Annotated in this window: 9 protein-coding genes; 6 read left to right on the top strand and 3 right to left on the bottom strand. The window is 39.4% G+C overall.

Annotated features, from left to right (window positions below; all coding sequences use genetic code 11):
- Positions 1-484: 484 nt before the first annotated feature.
- A complete protein-coding gene (locus F4W09_RS04275) occupies positions 485-1,414 on the bottom strand; it encodes a LysR family transcriptional regulator (protein WP_044739393.1) in 930 nt (309 codons plus the stop codon).
- A 173-nt stretch (positions 1,415-1,587) separates the two neighbouring features.
- Here F4W09_RS04275 and F4W09_RS04270 point away from each other — a divergent pair, with 173 nt between their 5' ends.
- The 3 genes from F4W09_RS04270 (at position 1,588) to F4W09_RS04260 (ending at position 5,529) form a co-directional block, all read left to right on the top strand.
- Positions 1,588-2,532 (top strand): dihydrodipicolinate synthase family protein, encoded by a 945-nt coding sequence (locus tag F4W09_RS04270; protein WP_151504131.1) that lies wholly within the window; start codon positions 1,588-1,590, stop codon positions 2,530-2,532.
- Positions 2,533-2,707: 175 nt separating this feature from the next.
- Positions 2,708-4,096: an MFS transporter gene (locus F4W09_RS04265; RefSeq protein WP_151504130.1), complete on the top strand. Its 1,389-nt coding sequence runs from the start codon at positions 2,708-2,710 to the stop codon at positions 4,094-4,096.
- Between the two features lie 86 nt (positions 4,097-4,182).
- Positions 4,183-5,529, top strand: coding sequence for an OprD family outer membrane porin (locus tag F4W09_RS04260; protein WP_151504129.1), 1,347 nt, complete (start codon positions 4,183-4,185; stop codon positions 5,527-5,529).
- A gap of 167 nt (positions 5,530-5,696) precedes the next feature.
- On the opposite strand, the gene F4W09_RS04255 is transcribed toward F4W09_RS04260, so the two are convergent.
- Positions 5,697-7,301 (bottom strand): bifunctional aspartate transaminase/aspartate 4-decarboxylase, encoded by a 1,605-nt coding sequence (locus F4W09_RS04255; protein ID WP_151504128.1) that lies wholly within the window; start codon positions 7,299-7,301, stop codon positions 5,697-5,699.
- A gap of 52 nt (positions 7,302-7,353) precedes the next feature.
- A complete protein-coding gene (gene aspT, locus F4W09_RS04250; protein WP_151504127.1) occupies positions 7,354-9,039 on the bottom strand; it encodes an aspartate-alanine antiporter in 1,686 nt (561 codons plus the stop codon).
- A 518-nt stretch (positions 9,040-9,557) separates the two neighbouring features.
- On the opposite strand from aspT, the gene F4W09_RS04245 reads away from it, so the two are divergent.
- From F4W09_RS04245 to F4W09_RS04235, 3 genes are all read left to right on the top strand, one after another.
- The gene (locus tag F4W09_RS04245; RefSeq protein WP_151504126.1) at positions 9,558-16,445 is read left to right on the top strand and encodes an ESPR-type extended signal peptide-containing protein; all 6,888 of its coding nucleotides are present in this window, start codon (positions 9,558-9,560) and stop codon (positions 16,443-16,445) included.
- Positions 16,446-16,535: 90 nt separating this feature from the next.
- On the top strand, positions 16,536-17,306 hold the full coding sequence (gene tpgA, locus F4W09_RS04240) for a trimeric autotransporter adhesin/peptidogylcan-associated protein TpgA (protein WP_151504318.1): 771 nt from the start codon (positions 16,536-16,538) through the stop codon (positions 17,304-17,306).
- A 53-nt stretch (positions 17,307-17,359) separates the two neighbouring features.
- On the top strand, positions 17,360-18,709 hold the full coding sequence (locus F4W09_RS04235) for a metal-dependent hydrolase family protein (RefSeq protein WP_151504125.1): 1,350 nt from the start codon (positions 17,360-17,362) through the stop codon (positions 18,707-18,709).
- Positions 18,710-18,716 lie beyond the last annotated feature (7 nt).

Raw genomic sequence — 18,716 nt, 5'->3', positions numbered from 1 at the left:
TGATTTAAATAGAATTGCCCAGATCGGATGCTTTGAAATAATTTTTACGTCATTGGCATGACTAACATGGATAATATGATCCTCAATGAATCTGGCGTTATCTCAGATGTATGGAAATGTTTTTCAGTAGATTCACAGTAAGAAATATCTCAAAGTCATGTCAAGAATGCAGGAGCTTTATTTTTAAACTATGTACGCTTTTACGATCTACAGCGCTGCTTGATCAGATGGAAAATCAGATTTAAATCTTCAGAATACTCAGCACCCATCATATGGCTTAGATGATATTTAATCTCTTTTCTGAAATAGGTCAGATACACATTAATCAATGGCGTTCATTTAGACCGATTCCGGTTTAAGATATGTGTAGTTTTTTACATAATCCACGTATTTACAAAAAAGATAATAGAGGAGTAAGCGGGTAATCAGGCACCATTGCCTTATGTTTAGCAAATTGGAAAAGTTCCGTTGAGTGGTTCTTTTATCAACTAAATAGATCATCATTTACACTAGAAAAATCAAGATCACCCGACTTTAATATATCTTTAATTATCTCAATTACTTTTCTGCAAGGAGGGGTTAAGTAAGTATGTGGAGACATGGATAATGATAAATAGCGCTTAATATTGGGTTGAGTAATTTTAACCGCCGTCAGCTTTTTACCTTGAGCATGATTCTTTATCGCTTGAGGACTTAAAATTCCATAGTAATGTCCACTTTCTATTAAGTGCATTTGCATACTGATTGAATCCGCTTCAAACGCAATGTTGAGGGTCGTTTGTTTTTGGCGCGCAATATTTTCTAAATGAGTGACCCAACTACTTGGGCGGCAAAAAGTCACTAAAGGTAAGCCATCCAACTGGGTGAAATCGATACTTGGGTCTTTTAATAAAGGGTCTTCTTTTTTACCGACTAAATAAGTTTCTACTTCAGCCAAATATAAATCACCATTCTGAGAGGATGAATGAAAACGATAGTGTAAAGATAAATCTACCGATCCTTCTTCAAGCCATTTTTCTAATTGCACGCCTTGTCCTTCACGTACAGAAAGCTCGATTTGAGGATATTCCTTTTTAAGACGATGGCTCACCGTTGTGAGTAATGGATGTGCTGTAGAAGGGATACTGCCAATTCTTACTTTACCGATTAAGTTTTTACTGGAATGGTGAATATCATTTTGCAATTGTTCCGTCAGTTTGACCCAATGACGAATTTTGGGAAGTAAGAATGCGCCTAAATCGGTAAGGGTGACTCCACGACCTGTACGATGAAATAACCGCCCACCACAGAAATCTTCTAACTCTTGTAATTGGCGACTAATGTGTGGTTGGCTCGTGTTATAAAACTGAGCCACTTTACTTAAACTACCTAAGTCATTTGCATCTAAAAATAATTTCCATTGCATGTAATTCATTTAATCACTCCTGTGAGATATACAAATTCAGTATAGCTGAAATAAGGAAATTACGGATTCTCGAAGAATTTTATACAGCCTATACTTTAATCATAAAGTTTAAATATTCAATTAAATTATTGAATTATATTAATTTTATAACTTTAATTTGATGATATACAAGGATGCAAAAGATGAGCATTGATTTACGTGGTTTAACACCAGCCCCTGTGACTCCATTTACTCGTGATGGTGCAGTTGACCATGCAGCAATCCAACGACTAGGTTCTTGGCTTGGCAGTATTGATGGCGTGAAAGGTTTAGTTGTTTTAGGGCATGCAGGGGAAGGTACATTCCTCTCTCAAAAAGAACAGCAACAAGTTATCGAAAGTTTTGTGAAGTCTGTAGACAACAAAATTCCAGTAATTGCAGGTATTACCCTAGAAGGAACTGAAGTTGCTGCGCAAGAAGCTAAACGTGCAGTTGCAGCAGGCGCCGCTGCTGGTCTCATTTATCCGTCACATGGTTGGTTGCGTTTTGGTTATCAAAAGGGTGCACCGCAAGATCGTTATAAAGCAATTTATGAGCAAAGTGGTTTACCTTCTATTTTGTTCCAATACCCAGATGCAACAAAAGCAACGTATGACTTAGATACTTTATTAGATATCTCGGCTCAACCCGGCGTTTTTGCAATGAAAAATGGTGTGCGTAATATGCGTCGTTGGGATGTAGAAATCCCAATTATTCGTCGTGAACGTCCTGATCTACAAATCCTTACTTGCCATGATGAATACTTATTACACACGATGTTTGACGTAGATGGTGCGTTAGTGGGTTATGGCAATATTGCACCTGAGCTTTTAATCGAAATGATTAAAGCAGGTAAGGCAAAAGACTATGCAAAAGCTCGTGCGCTACATGATCAACTTCTACCAGTAACACGTAATGTGTACCATCGTGGTTCACATATGGAAGGTACAGTTGCACTTAAACATGCCTTGGTTGCACGTGGTATTTTAGACCATGCAACTGTACGCTCACCATTGTTACCGCTAGCAGAAGGGGCAGAGCAAGAAATTCATGAAGCGATGCGTTTAGCGGGTATTGGTAAGGTGGATGAAAAACAGGCGGTTGCCTAACACCATTAGGGCTAACGTTTTACGTTAGCCCTTTTATCATGTACGCTGCCTGAGGCAAAGTTCGCACATGAATTAAAAATAATAATTAAAAAGTACGACATTGCTAGCGACAGGTAGTTGCAGCGAGCGAATAACAAAGAAACTACGAGGAACGTAGTTGATAAGGAGATTGAGGATGACAAATCTAGCGGATATGGAGTTAATTCATCATCATCAACAAAAAAATGCTGAAATTATTGCAAGACTAGAACGAATTCCTGTGACACGTCGGTTGCAGTTTATGCGTGTCACTATTGGTATAGCGACATTTTTTGATGCCTATACTGTTCTTGCGATTGCCTTCGCTTTACCTCAACTGATTAGTGAATGGCATTTAACCCCTGCATATGTAGGTGCAATTATTGCTGCTGGATATGTGGGACAATTATTTGGTGCTGTTTTCTTTGGATCATTGGCTGAAAAAGTTGGTCGATTAAAAGTTCTCTCATTTACTATTCTACTTTTTGTTGCGATGGACATCGCCTGCTTGTTTGCTTGGAGTGGTTTATCTTTATTAGTTTTTCGATTTTTTCAGGGTGTAGGAACAGGTGGTGAGGTACCTGTTGCAAGTGCCTATATTAATGAATTTATTGGGGCTGAGAAACGAGGGAAATTTTTCTTATTGTACGAAGTTTTATTTCCTTTAGGATTAATGTTTGCGGGAATGGCAGCTTATTTCTTAATGCCTATTTATGGCTGGAAAGTGATGTTTATTGTCGGACTTATTCCTTCGTTATTGGTCATTCCTTTGCGATTTTTCTTAAAAGAATCACCACGCTGGTTAGCATCGAAAGGACGTTTTGAAGAAGCCGACCAAGTTGTTACGCTCTTTGAACAAGGCGCAATAAAAAGTGGAAAAGCTTTACCTGAGCCTATAGTGAAGGAAATTAATCCACAATCTATGGCAAAAACAGACTGGCGTGAACTCTTTAGAGGGATTTACCGGAAACGCACATTCACACTTTGGGGCATGTGGTTCTGTGTCTATATGGTGAACAATGCAATGGTGACATGGCTCCCTTCGCTATATAAACAGCATTTCGGTTTGTCATTACAAACCAGTTTGGGTTACGGTTGGATTACTTCAGGTGTTGGCGTTATTGCTTCGATTATTTGTGCATTAATGATTGATAAAGTGGGACGTCGCCCTTGGTACACTGTGGCATTCTTTCTGGCGATTATTCCATTAATGTGTCTGTCTATATTGGGGGCTAAAACCGCTACAGAAGTTGTTGTTCTGGCGACATTAAGCTACGCAATTTTACAGACAATTTCTTTCTCCTTGTACTTATATGCCGCCGAATTATATCCGACAAGATTAAGAGCTATGGGTATAGGGTTTAGTACCGCTTGGTTACGTGCAGGCTCTGCTATTGGACCACTTATGGTTGGGCTTGTGGTGTCGGGTTATGGCATCCAGTATGTTTTTAGTGTTTTGGCCGTGGTTGCTTTAGTTGGTGGTCTTGTAACGTTCTGGTTTGCAATTGAAACCAAAGGGCAAATGCTCGAAAAACTCTCTCCTTAAATCACTTTTATATTCTCTACAGTGAATTTTGCCTAACTCCAAAAGTTAGGCAAAAGGTCATTCATGTCTAAAAAAAGGAACTTTAAATGAATCCATATATTTTATGTGGGGTAGTCGGCTGTTTTTTCTGTACATGGAGTTATGCTGCACAGCCATCCGACTTAGGCACATTGCAACTAAAACTGAATACTCGTTATTGGAATGATGATGGAACAGCCCATCCAACTTTAAGTAATCCTACACCCTCTGAAGTTGGCTATGAACAAAGTGCTTTAGGGGTCGAATTAAATTATCGCTCTAAATACTGGTCAAACTGGTTGGGAATGGATGGATCTTTGTATGCAGTGACGAAATTATTCGATTCTGGTAAGTCAACAACCCAACTATTAGAAGTCCAAACAAATGGAAAATTAGATCAAAATTTTGCGACTTTGGGGCAACTCTATGTTAAAGCGAAAGTTTTAGATATTGGTGAGATTAAAGTAGGGCGGCAATTACAGGATTCGTTGCTACTTAAAAGTACAACGAATCGTGCTGTTCCCGATACATTCTCAGGAGCCAGTGCTAAGTTAAAATTTAATGATCAAGTGAAAACGTACATTTCTTATTATGACCAATGGAAGCCACGTAGTATGGATTCTTTTGAAAAATTGGTCACAGATAATAATGAACGAATTTCTTATGTTGGACTGATTGGTGGATCATATCAGGTTCAGAATCTAAATATCTCAGCGGAATATCTAAAAAGTAAAAGTTATTTAGAAAAATATGGTGCAATTCTTCAATACAAATTGCCAGTTGCAGAAAATATGTGGCGCTTGAGTAGTGGTGCATTTTTTTCTCGTGATGATGGCGCTTTGTTTAAGTGTGGGGCTGAATTTGATTTAGATTGTGTGAAAGGGCAAGACATTGATAACCGAGGCAGAGGATATTTTTTAGAGTTGAACTGGTTAAGGCATAACATAGAGGCAGGATTTGCAGTTTCCAAATTTGATGGATTTTGGATAGAAGACAATTTTTCCACATATTCAGATCGGATTAATGTGTTAACGCAGGACCATGGTACCCATCCATTTCCTACAGCTTCTGCAATAGGCCCTGATTTTAGCAATAATGATGAAACAGCGATTGCACTACGGCTGAAATACGATTGGAAAGATAAGATTAAAGGTTTAAAAACTGAAGCTAAATATATATATGGTTTTGGGGCTCATCAAAGCAATATAAGTAGTGATCTTGAAGGAAAAGAACAGTTCTTAGATTTAACATTGAGTTATGCAATTCCCTGGATGCAGAATGTAGATGTTCGATATTCTTATTTGAATTATGACTCAAGATTTAAAAATGGTGAACCAGGAGAAAAAATTAATGGTTTGACGCGCAAAGACTGGGCGCAGCATCGTTTGTTAATCAATTATTCATACCAATTTTAGGAGGATTTGTGCGAGTAGGGATTCTAAGATGAATGAATTTGTTAATATTTTTTTTATAGAAAGGGATATTTTGAAAATATTTTTTACTAATGAGAATTTCTAGTGAGTTTAAAAAAGGGCTTGATAACAAATTTATTAAGCCCTTTTTTTAGAAGAAAAAAGTAAAACTATTTCGCTTTCTTCTTATTGGCTTTTTTAAATTCCTCATAGGCTTCTTCGGCAAATTTACGTAAAGATGTTCCTATGGCCGCATATTGAAACTCATTTAAATTTGCCAATGATGCTCGAGCAGATGGATGTTGAACGCCGAAGCCAGAACCAGGTAAAAGTACAACACTGGTTTCATCCGCAACACGGAATAATAATTCTGTTGGATTCTTATTTTTCATAATCCATTCAGCAAACTCATCGCCATATAAGGTACGAGCGGTTTTTTCCAAATTCACCAATGTGTAATAATTGACAGAATTTGGGTCTTGTGGAATTTCAACACCAAGTTGACGATATAAAGTGGCATCACGTTCACGTACCACAGATTTCACCGCTTTTTTGTAGCTTTGACGTGAATCCATCATATTAAATAATGCAAAAAGCACCATTTGAACTTGCTGCGGCGTTGATAAGCCCGCAGTATGATTTAAGGCGACATTGCGACTGTCAGCTACAAGACGATCAATAAACTTGATGCTTGATGGATCTGTGGTCAAAGATGAATAACGTTCTTCGAGTTCTAACTTATCTTTTTTAGAGAGATTCGCAATTTTCTTATCTAAAATATTATTGTTACTGAGTGCAATTACACCGAGTCTCCAACCCGTAGCTCCAAAATATTTCGAGAATGAATAAACCAAAATTGTATTGTCTGGGCATATCGCAAATAAGGATTTAAAGTTATCTGCAAATGTGCCATATACGTCATCTGTTAGAATAATCAGGTCTGGACGTTTTTTGACAATATCCGCCAAAATTGCTAAGCCTTCATCACTCATTTTCACTGATGGCGGGTTGCTTGGGTTAACTAAAAAGAATGCCTTGATAGAGGGGTCTTCTAATTTACGTAATTCAGATTCTGGATACTGCCAGCCAAGGTTAGCATCTGCTTCAATCAGCACTTCTTCAAGTTGATAATCATTGAGTTTTGGGATTTCTAAATAAGGGGTGAAAATTGGAGAACCAATTGCAATTCGGTCGCCAGTAGAAATAATTTTATTTTCTTTCAGTGAATTAAAAATATAGGCCATTGCAGCTGTACCACCTTCAACGGCAAACAGATCTAACCCTTCTTGTGGCATTCCTTGAACACCCATTTCACGTAAAACATATTCTTTAATAATTTTTTCACTGACTTTAAGCATTCGATCTGGTACGGGGTAGTTACAACCGAGAATACCTTCAACCATCTCTAGCAAGAAAGCATCAGGATCTAAACCCAATTGATCACGGACATAGGAAATTGCTTTACCTAAAAAGACGACACCAGGTTTATCACGATTTTCTAGTACGAAATGATCAAAGCGTGACTGTAGCCCTTCGGCTCTAGGAAAACCACCTAGCCCTTCTGGCATGTAGGAAAATGAAAATTCAGACTCAGTTGCCGAGAATAAACCAAGCTGAAAAAAAGCACGGCGTGGTACGGTTGCAAGAAAGTTTGGATTTCCGCGACCCGCATTGAGCATCATACGATCTGTATGGCTTAAAGCCAGTGCAATCAGTTCATCTTTAAGTTCAAATGGGCTTAGTTTTGCATATTTTGAGTAATCAACATTCCCCATGGGAAGTCTCCTTAATTATGTTGAAGAGTAAGTGTTTTTAGATATAAAAAGTTTAAGCCAGACCCACAATCAGTGGTCCGAGTAAGGTCAGAAATACATTTGCTAATGCATAAGTAATAGCAAATGGTACGGTTGGAATAGAGTTTCCAGCTTTATCTAATACGCCACCGAATGCTGGATTTGCACTTCGCGCACCCGAAAGAGCACCAGCCATAACTGCAACGTTGTCATAACGAAGTACATAGCGTGCAAACAGCATGGATAAAATTAAAGGCACTAGCGTGACAACCACACCAATCATAAATAAAGACAGACCGCTTTCTTTAATGGTTTGAATTGCTTGTAAACCTGATTGTAAGCCGACTGCAGCGACAAAACCTGCCAAGCCTAAATCTTTAAGTAGTTGTGATGCGGCTAAAGGCATATTGCCGTGGACTTTATTTCGACTACGTAGCCAGCCAAATAAAAGACCCGATAATAATGCGCCACCGCCTGCACCGAGTGTAAGAGGAACACCACCAATTCGAATGACAAATAAGCCAATCAGTAAGCCAATAACTAAACCCGCACCATGAAAAATCCAGTCTGTTTTGAGACTTTCTGGTAATGCTTTACCAGCTTCTTTGATTAAACGTTCTAAATCACTTTTTGTCCCATAAACTGTCACAACATCGCCTTGGCGAAGAATCGTGTCATCACTTAAGGGTTGAGTTTCTTCATTACGTTTAATCCCGAGAACATAAATGCCATGTTTTAAATAAGCGGGGGTATTAGCTTTAACATCACCCAGTGTTCGGTCAATATATTTAGAATTTCTAAGAATGACATCTGCGGTTTCCATGACCATTTCCATTCCTTGTGAAGACTGGAGTTCGGTCCCGATATGATTTGCTGCGGCAACGACACTGGCACGACGACCTACCACAAGCACGACATCATCATTTTGAAGCGTGAGTTCAGGGCTCACATCAATAAATTTATCATTTCGTTTCAACCGCTCAATAGTCAGGCTAGGTGTTTGGTTTTCAATTTCTGCTAGCGTTAGTCCTGCTGCTTGTTTGACTTTGTAAATGCGACCCACGATTTCAGGCATTGCAAGTTCTTGGCCTGGTGCGAGTTCAAACGCACCTTTAAGGCGTTCAGCTTCTGCTTTAAGAGCATCATCGTGAATTTCTCGACCCATAAATTTCGGCAAGATATTCACACAGATAATAATTGCGCCCAATGATCCAAAAATGTAGGTGACAGCATAGCCAATAGCAACATTCGCTTGAAGTTTTTGAATTTCTGCAAGCGGTAAGTCTAGTCGAGATAGGGCATCACCAGCAGTACCAATAATTGCAGATTGCGTCATTCCACCTGCAGCTAAACCAGCAGCTAGACCTTTATCTAGATTAAACATTTTTGCCATCAGCAAAACAGTAATAAGTCCACTAATTGCCATAAATACTGCAAGTAAGATTTCTTTTATTGATTGTGGTCCCAGCGATTTAAAAAACTGGGGACCACTTTCAAAACCGACAGCATAAATAAATAGGGCAAATAGAATAGCTTTTACGCCATTGTCTACAGGGACACCAATTAGGCTTAATACAACTGCGACAAGTAACGAGCCTGCAACTCCTCCAAATTGAAATTTTCCAAATTGGAATTGACCAATCCAAAAACCAATTGCAAGGGATAAAAATAAGAGTATTTCAGGACTATGCTTTAATTCATTCTGTAACCATTCAATCATGTGGATAGTCTCACTTTATCATTTGGTTAATATTGTTTATTTGAATTTATTTATTTTTAGTGTTTTTAAAAATACTCTGGGAATAGGTGTTAAGCAAATATATTTACAATCTCATTTAAATTTTTTTTGCTATTATTTAATAGTTTTGCTAATTGTTGATTTTTAATTAAAAAATTATTTTTTAGGTGAGCTATATAAAATTATCTAGTTATTAAGTAATTGATAAATATAATCAATTTATGGTTCATGTTGCTCTTTAATTTTATCATTATTTTTGAATTTAATTGCTCTAAATGTGAGAATTGGTTTTATAAATTGGGTGGTTAATGTTGTTTAATATATTGATTTATATTTAATTTTTATTTTTTTGATAAACGATAATTATTATTAATTTGTTTTAAAATTGTATCATTTGGTAAACAATAAAGAAAAATGTGAATAAATTATGCATTTTATTATTTATAAAAAATTTGCTTCTTCTAATAAATCAAAAACGTTTTATAAATATAGGTAAAAATATGAATAAAGTGTATAAGTTGGTGTGGAGTAGTATTTTGGGAACTTGGATTGTAGTTTCTGAAAATTCAAAGGGCAAGAAAAAATCTTCAACAAATAAAATCATTAAAAACGCGGTCTTAATGTTGTCACTATTGAGTTCTGGTGTTGTAGTAGCACAAGATATTAATGATGATTTGAACATTAATGGTAATTTATCAGTAGTTGGAGATACCACGCTAACAGGCACTTTAACTTCTACAGGTGATGTTGTTGCAAATGGAGTGTCATTATCAACAGTGGGTAGTGAATTAACACAAACCCAGAATGATTTAACTACACTGGATGATCAAGTCAATAATACTTCAACAGGGTTAGCAACCAAGGTATCGCAAACAGATTTTGATACTTTAAATAATCAAGTCAATGATGCAAGTACTGGATTAGCCACCAAGGCTGCTCAATCTGATTTAGTTCAAACTCAAAATAATTTAAGTACTCTGAATAATCAAGTCAACAATGCTTCGACAGGTCTAGCAAGCAAAGCATCTATAACTGATTTAAATGCGCTGAAAAACCAAACATGGAGTTTACAAACCAACGGGGGAACAGCGACAGTTGTTAAATCGACCGATACCGTGAATTTTATAAATGGAAAGAATATTGCTGTGACTAACACAGGCACCAATATTTCAATTGCAACGGTCGACAATCCTGAATTTAATACGGTGAAAATTGGCAATACGACCAATAATACTACGGTGTCTAGCACAGCAAATGGTTTAGATCTTGGTGGGGATAAGCTAACTAATATTGCGGATGGGAATATTGCGGCTGGTTCAAGTGATGCTGTTACAGGTGGTCAAATTGATGATTTGCTGTTTCAGAGTGGGCAGGGCATAAAATATTTTCATAGCAATTCCACCCTAGCCGATTCAGAAGCGACTGGGCTAAATTCTGTTGCCATAGGGCCTATTGCAAAATCAATTGGTGACTCCTCGATTGCAGTTGGGCATTTCTCAAATGCAGCGGGATTGAACAGTATTGCTGTTGGTGATACAGCAAATGCACTTAATGACAATTCTATTGCCTTTGGTAAAGAAACGGGCGCTTTAGGCACCAATTCAACCTCTATTGGTAACGGTGGTCAGGCACGTACCCTTACACCAACTTATAATGTCTCAAATACTCAAATCATTGCAATTAATGGTATTCCTGTCACTGCAACAGGTACGGATACCAGTACAATTTCTGAAATTAATGGAGTGGCTGTTTCTCCAGACCAAGTGACGCAATTTTTAAGCGCTTTACAAAATGGCGCCAATATGGCTGTTGGTGATAAAAGTCTTGCCTTAGGTGCATCAGCTTTAGCAGGGGGGCCATCTAGTGTAGCGATTGGTGATGCAGTTCAGGCAACAGGGACCAATGCTAATGCAATTGGTAAAGGAGCGAATGCCTTTGGAACAAATGCGAATGCGATTGGAACTTTAGCTTCGGCTTCTACAAATGCCAATGCAATAGGGAACTCGGCTTCTGCGAGTGGAAGTTCTAGTGTTGCAATTGGTAATCAAACGACATCCTCTGGTACAAGTGCAATAGCTTTAGGGAATGGAGCAAAAGCAAGTGTATCAAATGGTGTCTCCATTGGTAGTTCTGCTGGTTCAGGCTCAGTTAGCTCAGGTACAGAAGATAGAAATGGTCATATCGCAATCGGTGCAAATTCAGGTCAAAATATTAGCGGTAATCAAGCGATTTCTATAGGTGTTGGAGCTGGTAGTAATTCTAGCGTGAATTCGACCAGTTCGGATTACAATATTGCCTTAGGGACAGCAGCAGGAGCAAATTTATCTGGTAATCAAAATATTTCGATTGGTTATCAAAGTAATACGGACAGAAATGCAACCATACAGAATTCGGTAGCGATTGGCTCCTCAACAACCTCAGATAGTTTGGGGGTTGCTGTGGGGTCTCGTGCTAATGTCGCACAAGCTGGTGTTGCTTTAGGGTATGACTCTATAGTAAACGGAACTTTTGGGGTTGCTCTAGGATCTGATGCATTGGCTGGACAAAATGACGTCGCTTTAGGTGCTGGAAGTATTGCGGATGTGAATTCATTTGGTAATGGCTATATCACTAATGCTTCCGCTGGGGTGGGAGGATACAACGTTGTATCGGTTGGGAGTGGTAATACACTCCGTCGCATTATCAATGTTGCAGATGGTTCAGATCTACAAGATGCGGTGACCGTCAATCAGATTAAAGCATTGCAGAATGATATTATTCGCGTTATGGGGGCAACAGATTCGAGTGGAAACCCTGCCAGTATTAGTAGCGATGGTACTTTACCACTAATACAAGTGAATGTTATAGACCCTTCAACGGGTAATACAAGTAAACTTCCAACCACCATTCAAGATGCTTTTGATTTACTCGGTAGTGGACAAATTGGAGGTATCGTACCCGACGCCGTGTTGTATAACTCAGATAAATCTGTGGTGAATTTGGTTGGTACAGATGGAACCATTATTCGCAATGTGAAAGCAGATGAAAACGATTTAACTTCTGCGGTGAATTTAGGGCAGTTGCAAAATGCAGTCGCAGAGGCTGGACCGCATTATTTTTCTGTCAATACAACTGATTTAAATAACGAAAACAATACTGGTGCCCAAGGTACCAATTCTTTAGCCATTGGGCCAAGTGCAAGCACATCTTCGACTGCGTCCAATAGTGTTGCTTTGGGAAATTCAGTCATTGCAGCCAGAGAGCAAGCGATTGCTATAGGTTCAGGAACTGGAGCAATTGGAATTTCATCGATTGCGATTGGTGATGCTGCCGTAGCATCAGGTGCAAATAATATTGCCTTTGGTAAAAATAGTGAAAGCCGAGGTATCGATACTATTGTGATTGGGAAAGGTTCCGAAGCTGATGGTACCAAATCCGATTATGCCGTCGTTATCGGGAGTGATGCGGAGGTGAATACGGCAAATCAAGGTATTGCGATTGGTCGTCAAGCACTGTCACAAGGGGATAATGCTACAGCAATTGGATATCAGTCCAAAGCTAGTGGTGCACAGGGTGTAGCGTTGGGACGGTTTGCTAATGCAAGTGCAGAAGATAGCATGGCCTATGGGGATAATTCTAAAGCTTCGGGCATTAGTTCAACCTCTATAGGGTCGGATGCAAATAGTACAGCACAAGATGGTTTAGCAATCGGGTCACAATCAAAGAGTTTTGCCGCCAAAGCGACTGCAATTGGGCAAAATGCTGAAAGTGCGGGTGAAAATGCAATTGCTTTCGGGGTAAATAGCATCAGCCGTGCTCGAGATGCAACCGCGATAGGTAATAATGCGACTTCTAATGGCATTAATGCAATTGCATTAGGTAAACAGTCCAATGCGAATGCATTGAATTCGGTTGCTATAGGTACCAGTTCAACCGCACTACAGGAAGATGCAGTGGCGATAGGAAACAGTGCTTCTGTAACGGCTAAAGGTGCTTCTGTATTCGGTAAATCTGCAACGGCTTCGCATGAAAATGCAGTGGTTTTAGGTAATAACTCAGTTTCTGCTGCCTATGTAGCGACACCATCTACAACCATTAATGGCAAAACCTATAATTTCGCAGGGACTCCGACACTCTCTTCGAGTGTGAGTGTGGGAGATGTTGGGTCTGAACGCACAATCGTGAATGTTGCAGCAGGACGGATTAGTCGTTCAAGTACAGATGCTATTAATGGCAGTCAGCTCTATCAAACCAACCAAGCCATTACAGATTTGGCAGATACGGCACTGAGTTTTGCAGGTGATAGTGGTACCAAGGTAGACCGCAAATTAGGAGAGCAACTCAATGTTAAAGGGGGGGCCACAGGAGTGCTTACCGATGACAATATTGGTGTGGTCGCAGATGGTACGGATACTTTACAGCTTAAATTGGCGAAGGATATCAATCTTACCCCACAAGGTAGTTTAACTGTCGGAACAAGCAAAGTGACCGATGGTCAGGTTGAAATTAGAGATGGTGTAAATAACAGTAATATAAGCACATCTACCCAAAATGTGATCACCTCTGGAGCAAACAGTAACACCAGTAATGCCAGTAGTATTAATTTAAAAAATGCGACTAATAATGTATTGCTGAGTGGTACAACAGGGACTTTAACAGGATTAACCAACAAGACGCTCACAGAAGCAGATTTTGCAACGGTTGGACGAGCAGCGACAGAAGAACAACTTAAATTAGTAAATGATACGGCGCAGAATGCCAATAAAGGATGGAATTTAACAACCAATAAAAATGGAAGTAGCCTTACCAATATTGCACCTGATGCGACTGTAGATTTCTCAAATAGCGACAATAACTTCTTGATTAGTAATATCGGAGCTGACCTTGATCTAAAACTGGCGGAAGTCGTGAATATTGGTGGTCTGCCGGGTGGTGCAACCATTGCAATTAATGGCAAAAATGGCACGATTACAGGCTTGAGCAATACCTCCTTTGATCCACTTAATTATGTGTCTGGACGGGCTGCAACAGAAGATCAATTGGCAACGCCGCTTACATTTGTGGGTGACAATGCAGGTGTAAATGTCGATCGGAGATTGGGTCAACGCTTAAGTATTGTAGGGGGTGAGTCGGTAGGAGCTAATCTGACGGATAACAATATTGGAGTAGTAGCCGACAGTACGGATAATAAACTGACCGTAAAACTTGCCAAAGATATTAAGCTCGATAGTGTTAATGCTAGGGGGACGGTTATTGACAGCAAAGGCTTAACCTTCGTGAACTCAAGTGGTGGTGCAGTCCCGAATTCACCAAGTGTCACGGTGACAGGTATTAATGCAGGAACTAATAAAATTACCAATGTTGCTGCGGGTGATATTACCGATAGTTCAATGGATGCTGTAAACGGCAGTCAAATTAAACAGATTATCGATAAAGGTTTTACAGTCAGTGCAAATGCAGACACTGGTGCCAAAGATACCATTGCTCTTGGTGAAAATGTTGATTTTAGTGCGACTGATAGCAATATTAAAATTACCAATACAGGCAGTAATGGCATTACTTTTGGGCTAGAGCCAGTCGTGAAAATTGGACCTGCAACTGGTGGAAATCCTGTAACGGTGAATGGTAATACAGGTGCGATTACTGGTTTAACCAATAAAACCACAACCAGCGGTGACTTTGCGACCGTAGGTCGTGCGGCGACAGAAGAACAGCTTAAAGAAATTCAAACGGGTTTAAACAATGCTGGGTTTGCTTTAACCGCGGAAGACGGTAATACCGTAACCAAGACATTAGGGGAAAGCATAGACGTGATTGGTGCAGATAGTAATATCAGTACCAAAGTTTCAGGTGGAAAAGTCCAAGTCGAATTATCTAAAAATATTGATCTAACCAGTGCAGGTAGTTTAACGGTTGGAAAAAGTAAGGTCACTGATGGCAAAGTTGAGCTAAAAGATGGCAATAAAACCAATACCAGTACCATAGATGGAACGTTAGTCAGTGATGGAACCAATAGTAGTCTGATTGGCGCAGGCAGTATTAATCTCAGCAATGGTCTGTTCCAAACTCAACTGGGACCTACACAGATTATTGTAGGTGGAGCAAACCCTGTCATTGTAAATGGCTCTACAGGAACCATTGGTGGATTAACCAATAAAACCTTTGATCCGAATAATTATGTCAGTGGGCAGGCTGCAACAGAAGACCAACTTAAAGCACTGAGTAACAGTATACAAAGTGCTAATAAAGGTTGGAACTTAAATACAAATGGTTCAAAAAGTCCAAGCCTAATTGGAGCAGAAGAGACGGTTGATTTCTCTAGTGAGAAAGGAAATATTAAACTAAATCATAGTGGTAGCAACGTTACATTAGAGTTGGCCGATGATGTCAAAGTAGACAGTGTTACAACAGGTGATACAGTCATCAATAATAATGGACTTACCATCGCAGGTGGACCAAGCGTTACCAAAAATGGCATTGATGCTGCTGGAAATAAGGTAACGAATGTTGCTGATGGAAGTATCGCGCAGAATAGTAAGGATGCCGTGAATGGTGGTCAGCTTCATGATCTTATTGGGGATGGAGCTTTCCAAGGTGGAGATGGTAACACTATTGTTAATATTGGCGGGACAGGCGCAACCAATATTAATGATGCCATTAGTTCGATCAACCAAAAAGCAGGACAGCATTCGACAGTTGTTTCGGGTCAAAATATTACAGTGACTGAGACTAAGAACAGTGCAGGTGGTAAAGAGTTTGTTGTCGCCACTGCGAATGATGTGAAATTTAATTCAGTAACTTCTAATACAGTTACCGCAAATACCGTCAAAGTTGGAGATGTCACGATCGACCAAAATGGTATTAATGCAGGCAACAAAAAAATTACCAATGTTGCGGCTGGAGAAGTATCAAGTACGTCTAAAGATGCTGTGAATGGCTCACAACTGAATACTTCAAATCAATATATTACGACCTCATTAGGTGGAGGTGCAAAATATGAAAACGGACAATTCACAGCCCCTACTTATAATGTAAATAAGGGGACATACCATAATGTAGGAGATGCTTTAGGCGCACTCAATCAAGCCGATATTGATTTGGGCGACAGAATTACCAATTTAGGAGATCGAATCGAGCAGGTATTCTACAACACGAATGGACGAATTGATGATGTAGAGAAAAAGGCAAACGCGGGTATTGCAGCAGCTATGGCAATGGAAGGCGCACCATTTGTAGCGGGGAAATTCACCTATGCTGCTGGGGCTGCATACCATGGTGGGGAAAATGCGGTTGGTGTCACCTTGCGTAAGACAGCAGATAATGGGCGTTGGTCATTTACAGGAGGTATGGCTGCAGCATCACAAGGGGATCCAAGTGTACGTATTGGATTTAGTGGTGTGATTGATTAGACCTCTCAGTGAGGTCCTAAAGTTTTGTCCATTTTAATTAGAATATGAATGAGAATAACTGCTATGAAAAAAACCTTTCTTTATAGTGTGATGCTATGTGTTCCTTTATCGACTATGGCTGCGGAAACAGTTGTGTCGACGGGACAGCAAGTTAATTTTCCAGATTTAAAAAAAAGTTATTTAAAACAAGTTGAACGTTATGAAGTGAATGATATTGCTCGACTTGATGTCGGTTTGGATAAAAATCAATTTCGACATATTTTAGGCGACCCACAATTTAATGAAGGCATATTTGCACCCAAAACATGGAACTATGTTTTAGATATTCGAGTCCCTAATACGCAACAATATAAACGATGTCAGTTAAGAGTCGACTTCGATCGAAAATCGTTATCAGAACGTTTAAGTTGGAAAGGCGAAGATTGTGAAAAACTCATAAAGTACCCCGAGCAGATTGTGAAACCTCAACCCGAATTACCAGTGACTCAAACGGTAGACACAACTGAGAGTGCAATTGATATTCTTTTTGAGTTCGATCGCTCAGATGCAGCAGGAATAGTGACTGGGGAGAGTTCCATCAGTACACTAGCGAACCAGATTAATCAAACCAGTCAGACCAGTCAAGTTGTGGTGTCTGGTTATACAGATAGATTAGGCTCTGATGATTATAATCAAAAGCTCTCTCGGGCACGCGCTAATACTGTAGCCCAGTTATTGGTTCAATATGGTGTTGCTCCACAACGGATTAAAATCAAAGCGAACAATAAAACTGATTTGTACCAACAATGTGACGCTAGCCAGCGCAATGAAAATCTAATTCGTTGCTTAGGTCCTAATCGACGTGTAAATGTCGATTGGTAAGACATGCTCTGTAAAAACACATTATTTAACCATCAGTTATGTGAGGTTTGATTATGGAAAAAAAAAGAAGAATGTGTGCCGTTGTTATCAGTTTTTTGGGGTTTACTTCAACTGTGCTAGCGGACTCCCCGAAGTCAGGTGATGAATCAGAAATACTCTTTCAAAATGTTCAGATTTTTGATGGAAAGTCGCTGAAAGTAACTTCTCCAATGAATGTCTTGATTCGAGGTAATAAAATTCAACAGATCTCTCAGAGCAATATACCTTCGAGTGCACATACACAAATTATTAATGGCAATCAAAAGGTGTTAATACCAGGTTTAATTGATGCTCATTGGCATGCCATGATGGCTGCAATGCCAGTATCAAAGCTTCTGACATCTGAAGTTGCCGATTTCAATTTCAGCGCAGCACAAGAAGCACGAAATACGTTAATGCGAGGGTTCACTAGTGTACGAGATATGAGCGGTCCTACTTTCGCTTTGAAACGAGCAATTGATGCGAGAATTGTTGAAGGACCGCGCATTTGGCCATCTGGTGCCATGATTTCACAAACAGGGGGACATGGTGATTTTAGAATGACTTATGATATTCCATCCTCAGGAGGAAGTGGATTAAGTCGTGGAGAACAAATTGGTGGTGGAGTTATTGCAGATGGACCGAATGAGGTGACAAAAAGAGTTAGAGAGCAATTAATGTTAGGAGCCAGTCAAATTAAATTGGCAGCTGGAGGCGGTGTCTCTTCACAATATGACCCAATTGATGTTGCTCAGTATAGCGAAGAAGAATTTAGAGCCGCTGTAAACGCTGCAGAAAACTGGGGAACTTATGTTTCAGTTCATGCATATACCCCACGTGCGATACAAGCTGCTTTGCGTGGTGGTGTAAAAGTTATTGAACATGCTCAGTTAATGGATGAACCTACTGCAAAAATGATGGCAGAAAAGAAAGCTTGGCTTAGTGGGCAGGCTTTTTTAGACAATGAGTTTGCAAACCCGCAACAAGGAGAAGCTAGAGAGAAGCAAATAGAGGTACAGACTGGAACTGATACAGCATTTAAATTGGCAAAAAAATACAAGCTGAAAGTAGCATGGGGAACAGACATTTTATTTGACTCTAAAGCAACTAAAAATCAAGGAGCCATCCTTACAACTATGACTAAGTGGTATAGTCCACCGGAAGTATTACGTATGGCAACATCAACAAATGCAGAACTTCTAAGCTTATCTGGGCAACGAAACCCTTATGCTGGCAAACTTGGGGTAATTGAGGAAGGGGCTTTAGCCGACTTATTACTAGTTAACGGAAATCCATTAGATGATATTCAGTTGATTGCTCATCCAGAAAGTAGTTTTCTCGTGATTATGAAAGATGGTGTTATTTATAAAAATTTAATTAAGTGAAAATCTA

Source organism: Acinetobacter tandoii (assembly GCF_008867985.1).
GTDB lineage: Bacteria > Pseudomonadota > Gammaproteobacteria > Pseudomonadales > Moraxellaceae > Acinetobacter > Acinetobacter tandoii.
The sequence above is the reverse complement of the archived record's forward strand: the minus strand, read 5'-3'. Positions and strand labels throughout refer to the sequence as shown.

Excerpts from the sequence above, each read along its gene's own strand:
- F4W09_RS04255 (WP_151504128.1), bottom strand. The coding sequence starts at position 7,301 with ATGGGGAATGTTGATTACTCAAAATATGCAAAACTAAGCCCATTTGAA.
- F4W09_RS04275 (WP_044739393.1), bottom strand. The coding sequence starts at position 1,414 with ATGAATTACATGCAATGGAAATTATTTTTAGATGCAAATGACTTAGGT.
- F4W09_RS04260 (WP_151504129.1), top strand. The coding sequence starts at position 4,183 with ATGAATCCATATATTTTATGTGGGGTAGTCGGCTGTTTTTTCTGTACA.
- aspT (WP_151504127.1), bottom strand. The coding sequence starts at position 9,039 with ATGATTGAATGGTTACAGAATGAATTAAAGCATAGTCCTGAAATACTC.
- F4W09_RS04265 (WP_151504130.1), top strand. The coding sequence starts at position 2,708 with ATGACAAATCTAGCGGATATGGAGTTAATTCATCATCATCAACAAAAA.
- F4W09_RS04235 (WP_151504125.1), top strand. The coding sequence starts at position 17,360 with ATGGAAAAAAAAAGAAGAATGTGTGCCGTTGTTATCAGTTTTTTGGGG.
- F4W09_RS04245 (WP_151504126.1), top strand. The coding sequence starts at position 9,558 with ATGAATAAAGTGTATAAGTTGGTGTGGAGTAGTATTTTGGGAACTTGG.
- tpgA (WP_151504318.1), top strand. The coding sequence starts at position 16,536 with ATGCTATGTGTTCCTTTATCGACTATGGCTGCGGAAACAGTTGTGTCG.
- F4W09_RS04270 (WP_151504131.1), top strand. The coding sequence starts at position 1,588 with ATGAGCATTGATTTACGTGGTTTAACACCAGCCCCTGTGACTCCATTT.